This is a genomic window from Edaphobacter sp. (assembly GCF_035763405.1).
Classification (GTDB): Bacteria; Acidobacteriota; Terriglobia; order Terriglobales; family Acidobacteriaceae; genus Edaphobacter.
This window is the reverse complement of record NZ_DASUBE010000054.1, coordinates 1-20,529: the sequence shown is the minus strand read 5'-3', so window position 1 is coordinate 20,529 and position 20,529 is coordinate 1. Positions and strand designations below refer to the sequence as shown.

The following is a 20,529-nucleotide window of genomic DNA, read 5'->3' as shown; positions in this document are numbered from 1 at the left end:
CTTTTCTCAGCTGCCGGGCCTCTATGAAGGACGCCTGGCTTAACGATATGATTTTCGTATTTGAAAAAGCAGTTTTCAGCCGTGCAGGGGACCCGGGAGGAAAGTGTGACGGAGCGGATCGACGCGCACCACCATCTGTGGAAGTATACGGCGGCCGAGTATGGCTGGCTAGACGGGCCGATGGGGCGGTTGCAACGTGATTTTCTACCCCACGACCTGACGCGCGAAACGGCGGCTGCGGGCATCGATGGGACGGTGGTGGTGCAGGCCCGCCAGACGGTGGAGGAGACGCACTGGCTGCTCAACCTGGCCGATACGTGCGATGCGATTCGCGGAGTTGTCGGCTGGGCGCCGATTGCGAGCCCGGATTTTCCCGCCATGATGGAGGAGTTTGCCGGCAGACCCAAACTGAAGGGACTGCGGCATGTGATTCAGGGAGAGAAGGATGAGCGATACATCCTGCGTGAAGACTTCAATGCCGGAATTCGCGCGATCGAAGGAAGCGGACTGGTCTACGACATCCTCATCTACGAGCGGCATCTTCCGCAGACGATTGAGTTTGTAGACCGTCATCTGAATCAGGCGTTCGTGCTGGACCACATGGCCAAGCCGCTGATTGCCGCGGGCGAGATGGAGCCGTGGGCCCGGCTGATGCGCGAGCTGGCGCAGCGCGAGAACGTATGGTGCAAAGTCTCAGGTCTGGCAACAGAGGCAAACTGGACCGCATGGAACGCCGAGACGATGCGGCCCTACCTCGACGTGGTCGTCGAAGCATTTGGACCGAAGCGGCTGATGGCAGGGTCGGACTGGCCGGTCTGCCTGGTGGCTTCGCAGTATCGGCAGTGGTTCGAGATGCTGCGCCACTACTTCGCGGGATTCAGCAGAGAGGAGCAGAACGCCGTATTCGGCGGCACTGCGATTGAGGTATACGGATTAGCATGAAAGCATTTCGTCTGGATGGGCCGGAAGTTGCCGGAGTCGTGGATGTGCCGGAGGTCGCCGCGGGCACGGGCGAGGCTCTGCTGCGCGTGAAGATGGTGGGGATGTGCGGCACGGACCTCAACACATTTCGCGGACGCAACGCGATGGTGACGTTCCCGCGCATTCCCGGACACGAAGTGGCGGCGGAGGTTGTCTCGGGCGGCGGAGAGATTGCTGCCGGCACGCTCGTTACGCTCTCACCTTACACAAGCTGCGGTCAGTGTCCTTCGTGCCTGCGCGGGCGCGTGAATGCCTGTCAGTTCAACGAAACGATGGGCGTGCAGCGCGACGGCGCGATGACGGAGTTCATCAGCGTGCCGAGGGAGAAGCTGTACGCTGCGAAGCTCGGCGCAAAGGAGCTTTGCCTGGTCGAGCCTCTCACGGTGGGGTTTCATGCGGCAGCGCGGGGCCGCGTGACTGCCGACGATGCGGTCGCGGTCTTTGGATGCGGCGGCGTTGGGCTTGGTGCGATTGCAGCCTCGGCGTTTCGCGGAGCAGAGACCATCGCCATCGACATGGATGACGCCAAGCTGGAGATCGCGCGGAAGGCCGGCGCGAAGCATGTCATTCATGCGAAGAACGAAGACCTGCACGAGCGCCTACAGGCCATCACCGGCGGTCGCGGACCGGATGTGATGATTGAAGCGATCGGGCTGCCCCAGACATTTCGCGCTGCGGTCGAGGAGGTTGCGTTCACCGGCCGCGTGGTCTACATCGGCTATGCCAAGGAGCCGGTGGCCTATGAGACCCGGCTCTTTGTGCAAAAGGAACTCGACATCCTGGGCTCGCGCAATGCACTGCCGGAGGACTTTCGCCAAGTGATTCGGATGCTGGAGTTGAAGCGGTTCCCTGTAGAGGATGCGGTGAGCGCGATGGTGTCGCTCAACGATGCTGCGCGGATACTGGCTGAGTGGAGTGCCGCGCCCACGAAATTTACCAAGATCATGGTTGAGGTGGGTTGAGATGCGGATGACGATGGATAGTTTTCTGCTGTAGCATGAGGGGCGTGTGATTGCGCTCCCATAAAGGAAAATTCGAGCGAATGGCGAGGGAAGTTCAATGCAGATTTCAGTGCCGGTAACAAAGACCGGAGAGCAGAAGGCGGATGGAAAGAAGCACCCGGTCTTTCCGGTCGGGCACCTGTGGCCTTTTGTGCTGGTCACTGTGCTGTTTTTTCTGTGGGGCATGTCGAACAACCTGACCGACATTCTGGTGCAGCAGTTCAGGAAGTCATTCGAGCTGTCGCAGTTCAGTGCGCAACTGGTGCAGACGGCGAACTTCTTCGGTTACTTCTGCCTGGCCATTCCGGCGGCGCTGGTGATGCGGCGCTGGGGCTATAAGACCGGCATGGTGCTGGGGCTGGTGCTCTTCGGCACAGGCATGATTCTCTTCTGGCCCGCCGCGGCCAGCGGCCAGTACGCGCCGTTTCTGGTGGCGCTGTTCACGGTGGGCGGCGGCGCGTCGATTCTCGAAACCGCGGCCAACCCGTTCATCGCGCAGTTCGGCGACCCGGCCACCTCCGAGCAGCGGCTCAACTTTTCGCAGGCGTTCAACCCTCCGGGCACAATTACCGGCGTTATCATCGGCACCTACTTCATCTTCTCGGGTGTCGAGAAGACGAGCACGCAGGTTGCTGCGATGAAGGCTGCGGGCACCTACCACGCCTATCTGCACACAGAACTGCTGCGCGTGGTGCCGACGTACCTGACCTTTGGCGCGATTGTGCTCTTGTGCGCGCTGATACTTGGCATGACGAAGTTTCCGGTCATCACCTCTGAACACGAAGGCGAAGGCGAAGACCACGGCAGCTTTGCCGAACTGGCGCGGCAGCCGCTCATCTGGATCGCCGTTGCTGCGAACTTCTGCAATGTAGGCGCACAGATCTCTTCGTGGAGCATGCTGATCCCCTACATGAAGCAATACACCGTGGTCAGCGAACGCACTGCCGCACACTACCTGACCGCTGTCCTGATCTCGATGGCGGTCGGGCGCTTCGTCTCCACACCGCTGATGCGCTATATCCGGCCGAGCCTGATGCTCGCGTTTTACGGCGTCTTCAATACGGTGCTCATGATGATGGCTGCGCTCAGACCAGGCATGATGGGTGCCTGGGCGGTGGTGGCGAGCGGATTCTTCATCTCGGTCATGTACCCCACTATCTTCGCTCTGGGCCTGAAAGGCCTGGGACGCAACACGAAGCTGGGCGGGTCGCTGCTGGTGATGGCGATTGTCGGCGGAGCGATCTTTCCGCCGGTCGGCGGTTTGATCGCCAAACACACGGGAGGGTGGGCGCTGGGGTATCTGGTGCCGATGGTTGGATTCGCCGGCGTGGCCGTGTATGGTTTCTTCCAGGCCAGGCAGCGGACACTGCTCTCGGGACCGGCCTACTGATTTGTATCGAGTCAGAAATGGCGCAGGTTGTCCGGGGGCGGAGCCTTGTAGCCTGCGCCGGGTATGTTGTCGAAGTCGCGCTCAACATTCTTCTCCAAAGAACGGCTGACGATCTCGCGTGAGCCCAATCCAACGGCAAGCGCGAGCGTCAGCACGATGCCGCCGAAGAGAATCCCGAAGGCAAGCTCCACCACGACGCCGCCGAGTTGAAGGTGGTCCAACACCATGGCCGCCGTCAGCACCAGCACCAGCCACTTCACGCCGAGCGAGAGAAAGCGCGCGTACTGGAGCTTCGCATTGACAGCGCCAATCAACACGGACCGCGCGAGAAAGCGCGCGATGATGGTGCCGACAATGAGCAGAACGATGGCGCCTACAGCGCGACTGAGATACGGAATAATCATCAGCGATAACTGCTGGTCGCCGGGATACGCCGCATCGAACGCCGAAACGCCGATGAAGCAGCCAATCACCACCATCGCCCAGAAGACGATGCGCGCCACCAGTTGAGTGGGGCTGTGCGAAGGCACCCAGTCGGAGACGGCGTGAATCGAGTTGCGCGCCAGTCGCTCATCGAAGCGGGCCGACGTCAGGATGCGCCTGAGCAGCGCAGCAACACCGGCGCCGATGAGCGTGAGGACCAGGATGGCGACGAGCAGGGCAAACAACGCGGGTAGAAAGCTGGCAAGTTTTACCATCACGCGATGGGTGGATTGGCTGAGCGCGAGTTCGACTTGTTGCCACATGGTGTGTGCTCCTGTCATCTAACTTCTATCTCCCGGTTTTGACGCATATTGCCGGTCAGGGGTTGAAGCGGTCGGGCCACCGCCACCGCGAGACGAAGTAGGGTTTGCTGATTTCAAAGGCAGCGGCCTGCTCCTGAATGTGCTGCTCCGGCGTCGGAGTGTTTGAGGCAGTCAGCATGAGGTGGGACGCGGCCCATGCGAGATATAGCGGAGTCAGCGCCCCGAGCAGGTGGCCGCGGTTGATGGTGCGCAGACGATAGGCCAGGATGAAGTCGTAGACGATGCGTGTCCACAACTCGTCCGGCATACGGAAAGATGTTGCCGGAGACGCGTGAAGTTTTTTGAGCCCAAGCAGCGAGTTGGGCGGTAAGACGAGCGCCCAGATGTCATGCAGATTGGCATAGGCAAGACGAAAGGTTTCGATCATCGAGGAGACATCCGGCGCAGACTCGGCGGCAGACAGCGGAGGAAGCGGCTGACGCAGCGGCAAGGGCGTGCGCGCACGCTGCCAGAAGGAAGCCTTGGCATCGACTTCGGCAAACAGCGATCCTGTGATGAGGGCAAGCTGTGAGTTGAGGTCGCCGGCGGCGGCGTGAGGAATGGCGCGCGGGCCGATGTCGGCTTCGGAAATGGAGTAGCCGGCAGCGGCTGCCTCCGAAACCGGCCACAGCAGCGCCTCGGGCTGGTTTGTGCCAATGAACTTCTGTGCGACCGAAGCCATCCGCGTAACCATGCGCAGCGAAAGACCCAGGTCGATAGCCAGCGGAAAGCGCGGCCGCGTGCCGAAGAGCGCGCGCGTAACAGGAAAGAGGATGGCCGAGTTGACGAGCCCTTCATGTGGACCCAGGGTGTAGCGCGCCACTGTCAGGTCGAACGTGAGAGCGGAGGTGGCCAGCGCGCGGATGGCCTCTGGCTGCAAGGTGTGCGACTCGGGCCCCAGCAGAAGACAGGCAGCCGCCTGCTGTTCTTCGACGAGCTTCAGCGTGTTGAGAAAGTCCGCCGCAGTCAGCAGCCATGAGGCGCTGGAGGCAACCTGAGGAGCGTATTGCACCAGCCGCAGCGGGCCTCCCGAGGAGATGCCCGGCACGGCGTCAGGCGTGGCAACCAGCACCGTCTGCGCGGGGAAGGCGAGCGCGAGGTTGGCAAGCGCGGTTTCAAGCGCGCCCTGTGGCAGCGACGTGAGGCTGACAAGAAGACTGCTCGCGGGTGCTGCGACTTCCGGCGCGACATCGAGATTGGCTTGGGTGGAGGCCATCGGATTGTTCTGGTCCCTCTGCTGTTAAAGGCGTCGTCCGAATACGTGTAGTTATTCTGACGCTGAATGAAGATCGATGGCAGGAAAATATTCAGGCTGACGCGCGGCAGTTACAGCAGCTTTAGATGCGGTTGGTCTATGGAAAGACGTTGGAGGACTCAGAATGGTTATCCGGTACTGCCGGCTGTTGAAGTTCAAGCCAGAAGAAGGAGTACGGCGCAAGCGTCAACGGATAGGGCTGTGCCGTGATGGACGGGAAGGGTACATACCCGAGCATTTCAACAGGAGTGCGCCCGTTAAACTGCGCGAGATCAAGCGAGACCGGCTGCGCGAAGCGCGAGAGGTTGGCCACACACAGTACGACCTCGCTCGTGCTGGTGGCCGGATCCTCGTAGCGTCGAAGATACGCGAGCACCTTGCGGTTTTCCGGGTTCAGAAACTCCAGCGTGCCGCGCCCGAAGACATGGAAGAGCTTGCGCAGCGCGACCATATTGCGCGTCCAGTGCAGCAGCGAAGACTGGTCGGCAAGCTCGGATTCGACGTTAATGGCCTGATAGCCCCAGATGGGGTCCATGATGACGGGGAAGTAGAGCCGCTCGGGCACGGCGGTTGAAAAGCCCGCGTTGCGGTCGGAGTTCCACTGCATGGGCGTGCGCACGCCGTTGCGGTCGCCCAGATAGATGTTGTCGCCCATGCCGATCTCATCGCCGTAGTAGAGGATGGGCGTGCCGGGAAAACTGAACAGCAGCGAGTTCAGCAGCTCGATGCGGTGGCGGTTGTTGTCCAGCAGAGGCGCAAGGCGGCGGCGGATGCCGGAGTTGATCCTCATGCGCGGGTCGGCCGAGTAGGCGAAGTACATATAGTCGCGCTCGTCGTCCGTGACCATCTCCAGCGTCAGCTCGTCGTGATTGCGCAGGAACAGCCCCCACTGGCATGCATCGGGAAGCGCCGGGGTCTGCGCCATGATGTCGGTGATGGGCAGACGGTCCTCCTGTCGCAGCGCCATGTAGATGCGCGGCATCAGAGGGAAGTGGAAGCACATGTGACACTCGTCGCCGTCGCCAAAGTAGGGGCGCACCTTGTCGGGCCACTGATTGGCTTCGGCAAGGATGAAGCGGTTGGTGTACTCGGCGTCAATCGTTGCGCGGATACGGCGAATGATTGCGTGCGTCTCGGGAAGGCTCTCGCAGGCGGTGCCGTCGCGCTCGACGAGATACGGAATGGCGTCGAGACGGAAGCCGTCCACCCCCAGGTCAAGCCAGAAGCGCATCGCCTTCAGCACCTCTTCCATCACGGCGGGGTTGTCGAAGTTCAGGTCGGGCTGATGCGAAAAAAAGCGATGCCAGTAGTACGCCTTAGCCGTATCGTCCCATGTCCAGTTGGATTTTTCCGTATCGCGGAAGATGATGGGCGCGTCTTTGTAAATCTGATCGGTGGGCGACCAGACATAGAAGTCGCGCTCGGGCGAGCCGGGGGGAGCAAGACGCGCGGCCTTGAACCATGGATGCTGGTCTGAGGTGTGGTTGACGACCAATTCGATGAGCACCTGCATGTTGCGCTGGTGAGCGGCGGCAAGGAAGCGTTTGAAGTCGTCGATGGTGCCGTAGCTTGGATGGACCCCCGTATAGTCGGCGATGTCGTAGCCATCGTCGCGCAGCGGTGAAGGAAAAAAAGGCAGCAGCCACAGGCACGTGACGCCCAGGTCCTGTAAATAATCGAGGCGCGAGATGAGACCGGGAAAGTCGCCGATGCCGTCGCTGTTCGAGTCCTGAAAGGCGCGGACATGCAGCTCATAAATGATGGCGTCCTTGTACCAGAGTGGATCTGTGGCGCTGCCGGGTTTCTTCACGTGGGTCTCAGCCTTCCATGCCGGTGCAAATTTTAGCCGCCGCAATTTTATAAGAACAGATGCACAGCGCGTGGCGTGCGGTTGCTGATGGCGGCCGCAAAATGCCGGAACGGTACAACCCCGTTCACAAGATTGAGCTTCTAATTCGTTATCTGCCATTCAATCCACGCGATCTGCAACCCCGTGACTCTGGGGCACAGCGAGTTATTGGCAGAAGGGCCCGCTTCAAGGAAAGGTGCAATCTTCATGCTGAGAACTCCATGCTCCACCTACCGGCTACAGTTGCATCGAGAGTTCACCTTCGACGATGCAGCGGAGGTCGCCGGCTATCTGGCGGAGCTGGGTGTGTCGCATGTGTATTGCTCTCCATATTTACAGGCTGCTCCGGGCAGTATGCACGGATACGATGTGGTGGACCATCATCATGTAAACCGTGAACTGGGTGGCGAATCTGCACATCAGCGGTTTTGCGCGCGATTAGGCGAAGCCGGACTCGGACAGGTGCTCGATGTGGTGCCGAACCACATGTCGTTGGGCCGCGAAAACAGTTATTGGTGGGATGTGCTGGAAAACGGTACGGCAAGCCGCTATGCCTCGTTCTTCGACATCGACTGGCAGCCGGAGGAGGAGCGGCTGCGCGACCGCGTGCTTGCTCCCGTGCTCAGCGACCAGTATGGACGTGTGCTTCAGGCAGGCGGAATCAAAGTTGCGCGTCACGGCAATGCGTTTCAGGTGGAGGCGAGCGGGCAGACCTTTCCCGTTGCACCCGCGTGGTCGTTGCCGATGATTCTTTCACGCGCTGCCGAGTACGCAAAATCAGACGAGCTGAACTTTCTGTCGGCATCGTTCGCACGGCTGCCTGCGCCTGAGTACGGCGACCGAAGAACAATCCTTGCGCGGCACCGCGACAAGACCGTGCTCTTCAGGCTGCTGGCGCGGCTCTGTGAGGAGGAGCCGCGCGTCGTCGCGGCCATCGACCGTTCCGTAGCGGAGCTGAATGACAACGAAGACGCGCTCGATGCGTTTTTGAACCAGCAGCACTACCGTCTCGCGTACTGGAAGACCTCTGGGCAGCAGTTGGGCTATCGCCGCTTCTTCGACGTGAACTCGCTGGTTGGCCTGCGCATCGAGCGTGAGTATGTCTTCGAGGAGACTCACGCGCTGGTACTCGAGTGGCTGCGCAGCGGAGTGCTCGACGGCGTGCGCGTGGACCATCCAGACGGCCTGCGCGACCCACTTGCGTATCTGAAACGTCTTCGCGAACAAGCACCCGATGCGTGGGTGGTCGTCGAAAAAATCCTGGAGCCGGGGGAGTTTCTGCGCGACAACTGGCCGGTCCAGGGCACCACCGGCTACGAATTTATGAACGCTGTCGGCGGTGTGCTCGTGTCGCCCGAAGGAATGGCTGAACTGAACACGATCTACGGTCAATTCACTGGGCAGTCAACGGAGTTTCATGCCATCGCGCATGAGAAGAAGCTCGCCGTCACGCAGGAAGCACTGGGCAGCGACGTCAACCGGCTGACCTCGTTGCTGGTCGAGATCTGCGAGTCCAACCGCGACCGCCGCGACTACACGAGGGCCGAGATGCGGCGCGCCATCCGCGAGATGGCCGCGTGCTTCCCTGTATACCGGACCTACGTGATGCCGGAGCGCGACGAGATCACCGATGAAGACAGGGAGAACATCGCACATGCTACGGAGTGCGCCAAGCAGAGGCGGCAGGACATCGACGGCGGCCTGTTTGACTTCATCCGCGATGTGCTGACGCTTGAAGTCCGAGGGAAGAAGGAGAGCGAGTTCCTGCTTCGCTTTCAGCAGTTCACCGGCCCGGTCATGGCGAAGGGCATCGAAGATACTGCGTTCTACTGCTACAACCGGCTGACGGCCATGAATGAGGTGGGCAACGATCCGGGGCACAACGGCTTGAGCATCGAGGAGTTTCACACGTATTGCCGGAAGATGCAGGCAACACATCCTCTGACGATGACGGCGCTGGCCACGCACGACACCAAGCGCAGCGACGATGTGCGCGCAAGACTGGCCGCGTTGTCGGAGATGCCCGCACGGTTCGGCGCAGCGGTGCAGCGATGGTCGCGGATGAACAGCATGTTCCGCACGGAAGGCCCCGGCGGCGCGCCGATGCCTGACCGCAATACCGAGTATCTTTACTACCAGACACTGATTGGCGCGTGGCCGCTGCCGCTCGACCGCGCCCAGGCTTATATGCTCAAGGCTGTACGCGAGGCCAAGCAGCAGACATCATGGGTAGCCAACAATGCCGAGTTCGAGCATGCGTTGAGCGTATTCGTCGAGGCAACACTTGCTCACGCGCCATTTCTGCATGAGCTACAGCAGTTTGTCGAGCGAGTCAAAGGTGCGGGCAGGGTGAACTCGCTGGCTCAGACTCTCATCAAACACACCGCCCCCGGCGTGCCCGATCTGTATCAGGGAACGGAGCTGTGGGACATGAGCCTGGTGGACCCCGATAACCGCAGACCGGTGGACTATGCGCTGCGTAGGCGTCTACTGGACGAACTGCGCGCGATGAGCGGCGAAGGCACAGCCGCGCGGATCATGGCGCGCGCTGACGAAGGACTGCCCAAGATGTGGATCATCTATCAGGCGCTTCGGCTGCGGCGCGAGAAGAAGCAGTGGTTCAGCGCGGACGCGGAGTACACGCCACTCGCGGTCGAGGGAGCCAAGCGCGAGCACGTCATCGCCTACCTGCGCGGAGACTCCGTGGCCACCATCGTCCCGCGCCTGACGATCAAGCTGCTCGGCACGTGGCGCGATACGGCGGTCGTGCTGCCGCAAGGACGATGGCGAAACAGGCTCACCGGCGCGGCAGTCGAAGGCGGCAAAGTCTCCATGCGTGCGCTGTCGAAGGAGTTCCCCGTGGCACTGCTCGTTCGTGAAGAAGAGGGTGCGGGCGATGCATGAGTTCCGCGTATGGGCGCCCGGTGCGCGCAAGCTCTCAGTCAAAGTCGGCGATGTGCTTTCTCCGATGAACGGACCGGATGAGCATGGATGGTGGAGCGCGCGTGTCGATGCCGCACACCCCGGCGCGGACTACGCGTTCGTACTGAATGACAATGCCGTGGCCTTTCCCGATCCGCGCAGCGCATGGCAGCCATCCGGGGTGCACGGTCCTTCGCGCCTCTACGACCACAGCGCCTTCCGTTGGAATGACGGCGGCTGGAAAGCTCCGCCGCTCGCACGTGCGGTGATCTACGAACTGCATATCGGCACCTTCACCGCCGAAGGCACATTCGACGCGGCAATCGATAGGCTCGACTATCTTGCCGAACTCGGCATCACGCACCTTGAACTGATGCCGCTGGCCGAGTTCCCCGGCCGGTTCGGATGGGGTTACGATGGCGCGGCGTTGTTCGCGGTTGCGCAGAAGTATGGCGGCCCCGATAGCCTGAAGCGACTTGTCGATGCCTGCCATCATCGAGGTCTGGCCGTTCTGCTCGATGTGGTCTACAACCACTTCGGCCCGGTAGGCAGCTACGCGACGAGCTTCGCGCCTTACCTGACGAAGACTCACAACACGCCGTGGGGCGATGCGGTGAACTTTGAAGGCGCGGGCAGTGACGAGGTGCGCCGCTTCTTCTGCGACAACGCACTGATGTGGCTCCGCGACTACCATCTCGACGGCCTGCGCCTCGACGCGGTCCATGCATTCGTAGATCGTTCCTCTGTCCACTTCATGGAACAGTTGTCAACCGTAGTCGAGTCGTTCGCACTCGCATCAGGCCGAAGGCTCGTCGTCATCGCCGAGAGCGACCTCAACGACCCCCGCTTCGTGACGCCGCTCGAGTCGGGCGGCTATGGCATGGACGCGCAATGGAACGACGACTTTCATCATGCGCTGTTTACCGTACTAAACCCGAATGGTCACGAAAAGGGCTACTACGCCGACTTTGGTTCGCTAGCCATGCTGGCGAAGTCGCTGACGAAGATGTTTGTCTATGACGGCGTCTACTCTCGTTACCGTTCGCATTCGCATGGTCGCCCTGTGAAACGCCTCTCGGCGCACAGCTTCATCGGCTTCATCCAGAACCACGATCAGGTGGGCAACCGCGCCATCGGAGATCGCCTGGCGAGCATCGTTGGAATCGGCCGCGCGAAGGTCGCCGCAGGCGTAGTGATGACCTCTCCCGCAATTCCGCTGATCTTCCAGGGAGAAGAGTTTGCCGCCTCGACGCCGTTTCAGTACTTCGCCGACCACGACGAGCCCGGGATGGCAAAGGCCGTCTCCGAAGGTCGCAAGCGGGAGTTCGCCGCCTTCGGATGGGACCCTGCAGCAATCCCCGAGCCCGGAAGCACGGACACCTTTTCTCGCTCAAAGCTGCACTGGAGCGAGACGCGCGAGGGCCGCCACCATGAAATGCTCGAATGGTATCGCGCGCTGATTCACCTCAGGCGCGCCTCGCACGCGCTCAACGACGGCGACCTCCGTCACATCAGCGTGCAGTTCGACGAAGACCGGCGCTGGCTCCTGATAGACCGCGGACCGGTCAAAACGTTGCTCAATCTCGGAACAGCACCTGCGGAGTTCGATGTGGAAGACGGGTTCCATCTCATGCTGGCTTCGCGCGAGGACGTGACCGTCAAGCAAAGGAAGATCGTACTGCCGCCCGATACGCTGGCAATCGTCTCCAGCGAGCAGGCGGGTCTTTGATCCAAATGCCCGGCTTCAAGACTGTTATTCTGGACAAGAGAGACCAAGCGAGACAAAGGCTTCCTGCCCTTGCCGTAGCGTGTGGACTCGTCCATGCCTTCTTAAGATTGGATTAAGTTTTTGCGCGCCGCTGGGCAGGTATCTCCTCTGAATTCAATAGAAAAGTCTTGCCGTTTGCGGAAACTTTTATTCCTGCAATCCGTCTTTTCTAGCAGTGGCGCGAAAGCGTGGTTTCGATCATCGCCCGCCATTTCTCTCGGGCATCTACCGAATCGTGAGGGTAAGGACAGAACAATGTTGACGAAGGCTGGTGTGTTTTCTACATCGCTGGTCGCGGGGCTGCTAATGTTTGGGGCGTGCACCGCGCCGGCATTCGGTAAAGTGCCTCAGGCGCAGGCCGCCGCACCTGAAGCGATGACGCGGGCTCTCGGAACCGTCAAGGCCATTACCGGCAACAGCTTGACCATCGCCACCGACAAGGGAGAGCAGGTCGTCGTCAGCGTTCCTGACGGCGCGCGCATCCTGCAACTGGCTCCAGGCAGCACGAACCTGAAGGATGCCCAGACGATTCCGCTTACGGGGGTCTCCGTTGGCGATCGCATTCTGGCGACGGGGAAAGCAGGCAACAGCGCCGGAACCCTGACTGCACTGCGCGTCATCCTGATGAAGTCCACTGCAATTGCCGAGAAGCGCGCCACAGAAGAGGCAGACTGGCAGAAACGCGGCATGGGCGGCATTGTGGCAGCCGTCGATCCGGCTACCGGCACCCTGACCGTGCTCGAAGGGACGAAGAAGATCGCCGTGCATACGTCCGGCAGCACCATCTTCCGGCGCTATGCCGGAGACTCGGTGAAGTTTGAGGATGCAGTCTCCAGCTCCTTCGCTCAGGTCCATGCGGGCGACCAGCTGCGCGCGCGCGGCGCAAGGTCCGACGATGGGCTGTCTCTACAGGCTGATGAAGTCGTCAGCGGCTCCTTCAAGAATCTGTCCGGGTTGATCAAGACAATCGATACAGCCGATGGAACGCTAACGCTGAAGGACCTGGCGACCAAGCGCACGATGACGGTGAAGGTCACAGCGAACTCAAACGTGCATACACTTCCTCCGCAGGCCGCGATGATGTTTGCAGCGCGTGCGCGCGGCACAGTGGCCGCTGGTGGCCAGCGTCGTGGCGCAGGTCAGCCGGAAGGAGCACGCCCTGAGGGAGCACGGCCGGAAGGCGGACGCGGCGAAGGCAGCATGGGCGCGCGCGGGTCGGGGAATGCCGGGGCAAGCCTCTCTCAGTTGGTGAACCGTCTGCCGCTGGAGACGATTGCAGATCTCAAGGTCGGAGATGCGGTGATGGTTGTGGCGTCCGAGTCGGACCCCGCAAGCTCGCAGGTGACGGCCATCACGCTGCTCTCCGGTGTCGAACCAATTCTGCAGGCAGCGCCCAGCGGGTCTTCCGACATGACGCTGTCTCCCTGGGATGTCAGCGGGAGCGCCCCGGATATGGGCGGCGCGCAGCAACAGTGAGTGACCTCGTAGTTGGTTAACCAGTAGCAATGCAAGAGTTGTTTCAGGAGAAGTAATGTCATTTCGTGCAATTTTGAAGGTTGTTTTGCTTGGATCGATTGCCTTTGCGCCGCTGGCGGCGAGGGCGCAGCAGACTGGCGCTTCGATAAGCGGCTCGGTGGCCGACCCCGACGGCGCGCTGATTCCCGGCGCGACAGTCACGCTCACCCCGGCGCATGGCAAGGCGCTCACGACGCAGTCCACCAGCGAAGGCACCTACGTGCTGCATAACGTTCCCGCGGGCGCGTATTCCGTGACTGTGACCATGCAGGGCTTCGCCACATACGTAAAACAGGGACTGCATCTCACAGCAGGTCAGAACCTCAGCCTCGACATCAAGATGGTGATCCAGGCGCAGCAGGAGGTCCAGGTGACGACGCAGACTGCGCAGGTCAGCGTAGACCCGGACAGCAATGCAAGCTCGACAGTCATCAAGGGCAAAGACCTCGAAGCCCTCTCCGACGACCCTGACGAACTCTCGTCGGAGTTGTCTGCACTTGCCGGACCGTCGGCAGGACCGAACGGCGGACAGATCTACGTAGACGGATTCACCGGCGGACAACTGCCGCCCAAATCCTCCATCCGCGAGATCCGCATCAACCAGAACCCGTTTTCGGCGCAGTACGACCGGCTCGGCTACGGTCGCGTCGAGGTCTTCACCAAGCCCGGCACGGACAAGTTCCACGGCTTCTTCAGCGCCCAGGGCGGCATGAAGGCATTCAATACCTCGAACCCGTTTCTTGGCGCCGCGAACTCGCAGCCGGACTATCACACCGTCTTCATGTTCGGCAATTTCAGCGGCCCGCTCAACCACATGGCTTCGTTCACGGTGGGCGGCTCGCACCGGTCAATCAACAACAACAGCATCATCAACCCCGGCGGCTACTACGCCAAGTCCGCGACCGACACAACGCCCTGCCAGCCCGGCGATCAGACCTGCACGTACTTCTCCTCCTATCCGGAGGCGAACCGCGCCGTGCTTCAGCCCGACTCGCGTACGGACCTCAGCCCGCGCATCGACCTCGCACTGAGCGAAAAGAATACGTTGACCGCGCGCTACCAATTCAACACCAGCAGTTCCACCAACAGCGGCATTGGCGGCTCCAACCTGCCGTCCATGGGCACGAACTCCGACTTCACCGCGCACACCATCCAGATCAGCGACACGCAGATCGTCAGCCCGCGCATCATCAACGAGACGCGCTTTGAGTACGAGCACGACCGCTCGACCAGCAACCCGATCGCCACGGGCGCTACGCTTTCCGTGCAGGGCGCCTTCACCTGGGGAGGTTCCAGCGGCGGCCCTGACACCACCACCTCGTCTCACTTCGAGGTGCAGAACTACACGTCGATTGCGCTCCAGAAGAACTTCATCCGCCTCGGTGGCCGCCTGCGCTCCGACAGCGATTCGGTGATCTCGAACGACGGCGTCAACGGAAACTTCACCTACGCCTACCTGCTCGACCCCTGCGTCAGCACCAACACGGACACAAACTCGCAGGGCGGTTGCGTGGATAAGACTCAAACGACGCCATGCCTGGCGAAGAACGCCGGGGTCTCGTCCTACCAGTGCGGCACCCCCAGCCAGTACAGCGCGACCAAGATCAACAAGCCGAAGGTCAACGGGCGCGTGACCGACATTGGCCTCTATGCCGAAACCGACTGGAAGGTGCGGCCAAACCTGACCATCAGCTACGGCCTTCGCTACGAGGCGCAAAACGTCATCAACAGTCATCACGACATCGCGCCGCGCGTCTCCTTTGCCTGGGGCGTCCCGCGCGGACAGGGCAGGAACCCCACCACTGTGGTGCGCGGCGGCTATGGCATCTTCTACGACCGCTTCGGCCTGGGCAATTACCTGAACACGCTCCAGAACAACGGCACCAACCGCATCGTCTCGACCTACATCTCTCCGGGCAAGGCGTGTACGCCGTTGCATCCTGAGAACTGCGGTACCGCGGTCTCGCCGCGCGTGAAGATCACGCAGCTTGGCACGGGAATACGCAGCCCATATACCTTGCAGGCAGCGATTGGCGTCGACCAGCAGTTGGGCAGGCTGGGCAAGGTTTCGGTGAACTACCTGAACGCGCGCGGCGTTCACCAGTTCATGACGCGGGACTTCTATGACTCCACGCCAGGAGCCACGACGCCCTATGACTTCCAGTACCAGTCTGCCGGCATCTTCCGCGAGAACCAGCTCATGGTCAATTCAAACATCCAACTGAACCGCGTCACCATGTTCGGCTTCTACTCGTTGAGCTTTGCCAACGCCAATACCTTTGGCTCGGGCTTTGTACCAACCAGCAACACCAACACCAGGGCCGACTACGGACGCGCGTCGTTTGCGCGCCGGCAGTTCGGTGTCATCGGCGGCAACCTCCAGTTGCCGTATGCCTTCACCGCAAGCCCGTTCATCATTGTGCAGGGAGGCGCGCCGTACAACCTCCTCACGGGAACGGACCCGCTGGGCAGTTCGGTTTACAACCTGCGACCATGGTTCGCGCAAGGCGACAGCGGAAACTGCCGCGACCGTGCCGCCTTCACCTCCAGCGACACTGACCCTGTGACGGGCGATAGCCTGAATCTGACTGCGGTGCCCATCAACTACTGCACCTCCTCGGCAAACGCCACGGTCAACATGCGCATCTCGCGCGTCTTCGGCTTTGGCGAGCGTACCGGCGCGGCGGCGCGTCAAGGCGGTCCCGGTGGCCCCGGCGGACCGGGAGGCGGCCGTCATGAAGGCGGTGGCCGCGGATTCGGCGGCGGTCGCGGAGGCTTTGGTGGAAGCTCGGGTCACAAGTACAACTTCACGCTCGGCGCACAGATCTCGAACCTCTTCAACATGGTTCCCTACGGCACGCCGACCGCCTGGCTGTCCTCGTCACGCTTTGGGCAGTTCACCTCGCTCGCCGGACGTCCGTTCGCCAGCGGAACGGCGGTCAGAACGATCATGCTGCAAGGTTCGTTCAACTTCTGATCTGTCTTCGAATCAGAACAAAAGACCGGGAGAAACTTCTCCCGGCCTTTTGTATTTCAGGGTTTGAAGTAGCGTTTGAGCGGCTGCCAGCAGGTGTAGTACTCGTGCTGGCGCGCGGCGGTGTCCATGGCGAACTTCGTAGGCCGGGCGACGAAGCGCGTCTCGAACATGAAGGCGAGCGTGGCGTCGAGCTTCGCGGGCTTCAGGTCGGCGGCGATGGCTTTCTCATAGCTCTCCGCGTCGGGCCCGTGGCCGGACATGCAGTTGTGCAGGCTCGCTCCGCCGGGGACGAAGCCTTCGGCTTTGGCGTCGTACTCGCCGGTGACGAGGCCCATGAACTCGTTCATAAAGTTGCGATGGAACCACGGGGGGCGGAAGGTGTGCTCGGCGACGATCCAGCGCGGAGGGAAGATGGCGAAGTCTACGTTCGCGGTGCCGGGCAGTTCGCTGGGCGAGGTGAGCACCGTATAAATCGACGGGTCTGGGTGGTCGAAGCTGACGGTGTTGATGCAGTTGAAGCGGCTGAGGTCGTACTTGTAGGGAGCATAGTTGCCGTGCCAGGCGACGACGTCGAGCGGCGAATGGTCGAAGTCAGTGGCCCAGATATTGCCTTGAAACTTGGCGACGACCTGGAATTTCGAGTTGTCTTTGTCTTCGTAGGCGGCGTGCGGAGTGTGGAAGTCGCGGGAGTTGGCGAGGCCATTGGCTCCGATCGGTCCCAGCTCCGGCAGTCGCAGCGTGGCTCCGTAGTTTTCAAGCAGGTAGCCTCGCGCAGCTAAATCTTTAGTGTTTTGGTTATCTTTCAATAACTCCACGCGGAACTTGATGCCGCGTGGGATGACGGCGATCTCGCCGGGCGCGGCTTCAAGGATGCCAAGCTCGGTGTGGAGCGCGAGCCTGCCGAGCTGCGGGACGAAGAGCAGCTCGCCGTCGGCGGTGTAGAAGTAGCGGTCGGTCATCGACGTGTTGGCCGCGTAGATGTGGATGGCGAGGCCGGAGTGCATTGAAAGGTCGCCGTTGCCTGCGAGGGTGGTCAGTCCGTCGATGAAGTCTGTCGGCGCAGTCGGGATAGGGAGTGGGTCCCAGCGAAGCTGGCTGGGCGTGGTCTCGACTTCGTGGAACGGGGTGGAGCGGATGAGGCCGTTGGCAATGCGCTGGTACGGCGGGTGCATAACGGACGGGCGGATGCGGTAGGTCCAGGTGCGGCGGTTCTGGTGACGCGGCGCGGTGAAGGGCGTACCGGAGAGCTGCTCGGTGTAGAGGCCGAGCGGCGGCTTCTGCGGGGAGTTCTGGCCGATAGGCAGCGCGTTGGCGTGCGCTTCGGTGGAGAACTCATTGCCGAAGCCGGAGAAGTATTTGAGCATGGGCACCTCGTTTTTTCGCTGCGGAGGTTTCGCGCTCCGCGTGGACAAGGTAGCTTAGCTGAAACCGGGCGGCACGCGCGCGGCGAGTAGATGCTTCATTCCGCAGGTCTCAGTGCGCGGCTGCCAGTTGGTGTCAAGCCCTCAGAATCCAAAACCCAACGTTCAAAATCGACAAACCGAAACAAACCAAACCACTTCCACTCCCAAAATAGTTCCTCCAAAAGTGGCGGCTTAGTTTTACCCCGTTCTTTAAAATAGAAACAGAGATAGAAAACCGCCAAAAATGCAGTTGTCAGCCTTCCGCCCAAGCGGAAGCACTCACATCTCACCAGCCCCAGACCTGATCCGGAAGTACGGACTCAGGTCTTTTCTTTTGAATACTTTGTGCACTTTCTCCCGGGAGGGGTACTCATGGAACAAACTCAGCAAGACCAACCGAAAGACCAGCCCAAACGCTACCAGTGCCGCCACATCTTCACCGACGGCCACCGCTGCGGCAGCGCCTCGCTCCGCAACCAGGATTTCTGCTACTACCACCACACCACACGTCCCCCCGCCGCCAACCCGCGCTCCCGCAAAGGCCGCCGCGGCGCCTTCGCGCTTCCCCTGCCCGAGGACCGCTCCGCCATCCAGGCATCCATCGGCCAGGTCCTCCTGCGCATCGCCTCCAACGAGATCGACCCCCGCCGCGCCGGGCTTCTCCTCTACGGCCTCCAGATCGCCGTCCGCAACCTTCCCAAAGAGCAGCACATCCAGCCCGAGGACGAAAAGCCCCACGAGGCCATCGTCGAGCAGATCGAAATCCATCCCGAACTCGGCCCGCTCGCGCCCCAGGCCGAAGCTCCCCACCCCCGCCGCCTCACGCGCCAATACATCCTCGAAGGCAAAATCCGCGATGTCGATGCCAGGGAACAGGAACTCTATCGCAAGGAAGAAGCACTCCGCGAAAGCGAAAGAGAATTCAGAATCCGCAAGATGAAGGAAGAGACACAAAGCGCCCGCACCCTCCAACCCCCCACGCCCCGGCCGCTCATCCTACCGAACTCACATCCGGGAACAGCCATTCTCCCCGAAGTCAACGCCGTAGCTGACAACCCTGACCACCCAACCCCCACTCCGCAAATGCCTTGCAGTCGTGTAACTCATGGGTTACAGTATGAGTTTAACAGAGGTGGGCACTGGTCGAGATTCGTAGAACAGAGGAATTTGCCGAGTGGCTGGCGAAGTTGAAAGACCGGCAGGGGCGAGCGAGGATTCTGACTCGCATTGACCGGCTTGCAGATGGGAATCCCGGCAATCACCGCAATCTGGGCGGCGGCATCTTTGAGTTGAAGATCGACTTCGGACCGGGATACCGCGTGTATTACGTGAACCGGAATGGTGTTGTGATTATTTTGCTTTGCGGCGGCGACAAGAGCACGCAGGTAAAGGACATCAGGCGAGCGAGAGCGCTTGCGGAGATGCTCGATATCGATGAGGAGGATAGGCGATGAGAGTGCGGACAAAGACGTATGACGCGGCGGAGTTTCTGACGGATGATGAGACAATCTCTGCCTATTTGACCGAGGCGCTGGAGAGTGACGATCCGCGCTATATTGCAAAGGCTCTAGGCGCTGTGGCGCGGGCGCGGGGTGGGATTGCTCAGCTCGCCCGCGACACGGGGATTGCGCGTGAGGCGCTGTACCGTGCGTTGAGTGAGACAGGAAATCCGGAGTTAGGGACGGTGCTGAAGGTCGTTCATGCGCTTGGGGTGAGGTTGTCGGCGACGCTGGTTGCTTGATTTTTCACGGGAACTACTGGGCGCGACGAAGGACATTCCAAAAGGGCGCTTGATCAGCAACCCAATAGTTAGAGCCACTATCTAACCCTTCCCTCGTGGGTGGTGAAGGTCGTATAGGGAAGAGGCTATAGCATCAGCCCAAAGGTATGTAACATCACCAGGCACAACCTTGGCACGTCTCGCAAACTCCTTGCTTAAATCTGCGATCCGCGTCAGCGCAACGTCTAGCTGGGCGTGGATGTCGGACCACATAGCATAAGCCATCTCAGAGGTTACATCAGCTTCTCGATAGAGTCTAAGTTCTTCATCGGCTTTCGCAGTATTGTCCGCATGCTTAATTACTAAATGCGTCCATATCGTTCGAGCATTTGCGACCCAGCAGATTTCAGGATGAACCATACATGAAATCTCTGATCCAACCCCGATTTGCAAAAATTTTATGCCTGCATCCCTAATCAGCTCAGGAACAACGCTGGCACTATTGAGCAATCGGAATTTTCGTGCGAGGTCAAGGACCAGCCTTTCAGCATTAACATTGGTTCCTAATATTTTGGATCCGAGTCCGTGTTCAGCTGCGCTGTAGTTTCCTACCGGATCACTAATTCCTAGTGCAAGGTTGGCGAATGGGAATACCAAATTGTCCCGAGCGAGCGAAATCAAGTTTTTATGTACCCTAATCCGTTGCTCATAGTGACGTCGAACCTCGAACCAATCTAAAGAATCCAATAGAGCCACAAATCCGAACCCTTTCGAGTAAAAACTTTGACCAACAGAAAAAACAGCATACCCGCGAACTATGGTTATTAACAACTAGCTGATGTTATTGGGAGCGGCGGAGGCGATGACTACGGTTTTGGCGTTGAGGAATTCGCGCATGCCGGCGGCGGAGAGTTCGCGGCCGTAGCCGGAGTGTTTGATGCCTCCGAAGGGGAGGCGCGGGTC

15 protein-coding genes and 1 pseudogene are annotated in these 20,529 nt (G+C 60.6%); 10 read left to right on the top strand and 6 right to left on the bottom strand.

Annotation, left to right across the window (positions count from 1 at the left end; translation table 11 throughout):
• Nucleotides 1-105 precede the first annotated feature (105 nt).
• The 3 genes from VFU66_RS05420 to fucP all read left to right on the top strand — a co-directional run bounded on the left by VFU66_RS05420 (nt 106) and on the right by fucP (nt 3,372).
• On the top strand, nt 106-942 hold the full coding sequence (locus VFU66_RS05420) for an amidohydrolase family protein (RefSeq protein WP_326445218.1): 837 nt from the start codon (nt 106-108) through the stop codon (nt 940-942).
• Nucleotides 939-1,943: a zinc-binding alcohol dehydrogenase family protein gene (locus VFU66_RS05415; RefSeq protein ID WP_326445217.1), complete on the top strand. Its 1,005-nt coding sequence runs from the start codon at nt 939-941 to the stop codon at nt 1,941-1,943. The genes VFU66_RS05420 and VFU66_RS05415 overlap by 4 nt, the downstream gene beginning before the upstream one ends.
• Before the next feature lie 97 nt (nt 1,944-2,040).
• Nucleotides 2,041-3,372, top strand: a complete 1,332-nt coding sequence (fucP, locus tag VFU66_RS05410) for an L-fucose:H+ symporter permease (protein ID WP_326445216.1) — start codon at nt 2,041-2,043, stop codon at nt 3,370-3,372.
• Between the two features lie 11 nt (nt 3,373-3,383).
• On the opposite strand, the gene VFU66_RS05405 is transcribed toward fucP, so the two are convergent.
• The 3 genes and pseudogenes from VFU66_RS05405 to treS all read right to left on the bottom strand — a co-directional run.
• Complete coding sequence (locus tag VFU66_RS05405; protein WP_326445215.1) at nt 3,384-4,118, bottom strand: mechanosensitive ion channel family protein; 735 nt, start codon at nt 4,116-4,118, stop codon at nt 3,384-3,386.
• Between the two features lie 55 nt (nt 4,119-4,173).
• Entirely contained in the window at nt 4,174-5,373 is a 1,200-nt protein-coding gene (locus VFU66_RS05400) for a hypothetical protein (protein WP_326445214.1), read from the bottom strand.
• Between the two features lie 172 nt (nt 5,374-5,545).
• Nucleotides 5,546-7,222: pseudogene (gene treS / locus VFU66_RS05395) on the bottom strand (maltose alpha-D-glucosyltransferase); the annotation flags it as partial.
• 246 nt (nt 7,223-7,468) lie between these two features.
• Between treS and treY the strand changes: the two are divergent.
• The 4 genes from treY (at nt 7,469) to VFU66_RS05375 (ending at nt 16,443) form a co-directional block, all read left to right on the top strand.
• Nucleotides 7,469-10,165 (top strand): malto-oligosyltrehalose synthase, encoded by a 2,697-nt coding sequence (gene treY / locus VFU66_RS05390; protein ID WP_326445213.1) that lies wholly within the window; start codon nt 7,469-7,471, stop codon nt 10,163-10,165.
• Complete coding sequence (gene treZ / locus VFU66_RS05385) at nt 10,158-11,912, top strand: malto-oligosyltrehalose trehalohydrolase (RefSeq protein ID WP_326445212.1); 1,755 nt, start codon at nt 10,158-10,160, stop codon at nt 11,910-11,912. Before treY ends, treZ begins: the two co-directional genes overlap by 8 nt.
• 294 nt (nt 11,913-12,206) lie before the next feature.
• A complete protein-coding gene (locus VFU66_RS05380; RefSeq protein WP_326445211.1) occupies nt 12,207-13,427 on the top strand; it encodes a hypothetical protein in 1,221 nt (406 codons plus the stop codon).
• Between the two features lie 55 nt (nt 13,428-13,482).
• Nucleotides 13,483-16,443, top strand: a complete 2,961-nt coding sequence (locus VFU66_RS05375; protein ID WP_326445210.1) for a TonB-dependent receptor — start codon at nt 13,483-13,485, stop codon at nt 16,441-16,443.
• A 56-nt stretch (nt 16,444-16,499) separates the two neighbouring features.
• On the opposite strand, the gene hmgA is transcribed toward VFU66_RS05375, so the two are convergent.
• On the bottom strand, nt 16,500-17,807 hold the full coding sequence (hmgA, locus tag VFU66_RS05370; RefSeq protein WP_326445234.1) for a homogentisate 1,2-dioxygenase: 1,308 nt from the start codon (nt 17,805-17,807) through the stop codon (nt 16,500-16,502).
• 411 nt (nt 17,808-18,218) lie between these two features.
• On the opposite strand from hmgA, the gene VFU66_RS05365 reads away from it, so the two are divergent.
• The 3 genes from VFU66_RS05365 to VFU66_RS05355 are packed head-to-tail and all read left to right on the top strand — an operon-like array spanning nt 18,219 to nt 19,587.
• Nucleotides 18,219-19,037, top strand: a complete 819-nt coding sequence (locus VFU66_RS05365; RefSeq protein WP_326445209.1) for a hypothetical protein — start codon at nt 18,219-18,221, stop codon at nt 19,035-19,037.
• Nucleotides 19,034-19,300, top strand: coding sequence for a type II toxin-antitoxin system RelE/ParE family toxin (locus tag VFU66_RS05360; protein WP_326445208.1), 267 nt, complete (start codon nt 19,034-19,036; stop codon nt 19,298-19,300). The genes VFU66_RS05365 and VFU66_RS05360 overlap by 4 nt, the downstream gene beginning before the upstream one ends.
• Nucleotides 19,297-19,587 (top strand): addiction module antidote protein, encoded by a 291-nt coding sequence (locus VFU66_RS05355; RefSeq protein ID WP_326445207.1) that lies wholly within the window; start codon nt 19,297-19,299, stop codon nt 19,585-19,587. The genes VFU66_RS05360 and VFU66_RS05355 overlap by 4 nt, the downstream gene beginning before the upstream one ends.
• An 81-nt stretch (nt 19,588-19,668) precedes the next feature.
• Here the strand turns inward: VFU66_RS05355 and VFU66_RS05350 are convergent, their stop codons facing one another.
• Together VFU66_RS05350 and VFU66_RS05345 are read right to left on the bottom strand one after the other, a co-directional pair.
• Nucleotides 19,669-20,247 carry a hypothetical protein gene (locus tag VFU66_RS05350; protein ID WP_326445206.1) on the bottom strand — a complete coding sequence of 193 codons (579 nt, stop codon included), beginning with the start codon at nt 20,245-20,247 and terminating at the stop codon, nt 19,669-19,671.
• Between the two features lie 150 nt (nt 20,248-20,397).
• Nucleotides 20,398-20,529 (bottom strand): aldehyde dehydrogenase family protein (locus VFU66_RS05345; RefSeq protein WP_326445233.1); only part of this gene is annotated, 132 nt, incomplete at its 5' end.

What these genes read in the sequence shown, in the direction of transcription:
- VFU66_RS05415 (WP_326445217.1), top strand. Translation starts at nt 939, where the DNA reads ATGAAAGCATTTCGTCTGGATGGGCCGGAAGTTGCCGGAGTCGTGGAT.
- fucP (WP_326445216.1), top strand. Translation starts at nt 2,041, where the DNA reads ATGCAGATTTCAGTGCCGGTAACAAAGACCGGAGAGCAGAAGGCGGAT.
- VFU66_RS05405 (WP_326445215.1), bottom strand. Translation starts at nt 4,118, where the DNA reads ATGTGGCAACAAGTCGAACTCGCGCTCAGCCAATCCACCCATCGCGTG.
- VFU66_RS05400 (WP_326445214.1), bottom strand. Translation starts at nt 5,373, where the DNA reads ATGGCCTCCACCCAAGCCAATCTCGATGTCGCGCCGGAAGTCGCAGCA.
- treY (WP_326445213.1), top strand. Translation starts at nt 7,469, where the DNA reads ATGCTGAGAACTCCATGCTCCACCTACCGGCTACAGTTGCATCGAGAG.
- treZ (WP_326445212.1), top strand. Translation starts at nt 10,158, where the DNA reads ATGCATGAGTTCCGCGTATGGGCGCCCGGTGCGCGCAAGCTCTCAGTC.
- VFU66_RS05380 (WP_326445211.1), top strand. Translation starts at nt 12,207, where the DNA reads ATGTTGACGAAGGCTGGTGTGTTTTCTACATCGCTGGTCGCGGGGCTG.
- VFU66_RS05375 (WP_326445210.1), top strand. Translation starts at nt 13,483, where the DNA reads ATGTCATTTCGTGCAATTTTGAAGGTTGTTTTGCTTGGATCGATTGCC.
- hmgA (WP_326445234.1), bottom strand. Translation starts at nt 17,807, where the DNA reads ATGCTCAAATACTTCTCCGGCTTCGGCAATGAGTTCTCCACCGAAGCG.
- VFU66_RS05365 (WP_326445209.1), top strand. Translation starts at nt 18,219, where the DNA reads ATGGAACAAACTCAGCAAGACCAACCGAAAGACCAGCCCAAACGCTAC.
- VFU66_RS05355 (WP_326445207.1), top strand. Translation starts at nt 19,297, where the DNA reads ATGAGAGTGCGGACAAAGACGTATGACGCGGCGGAGTTTCTGACGGAT.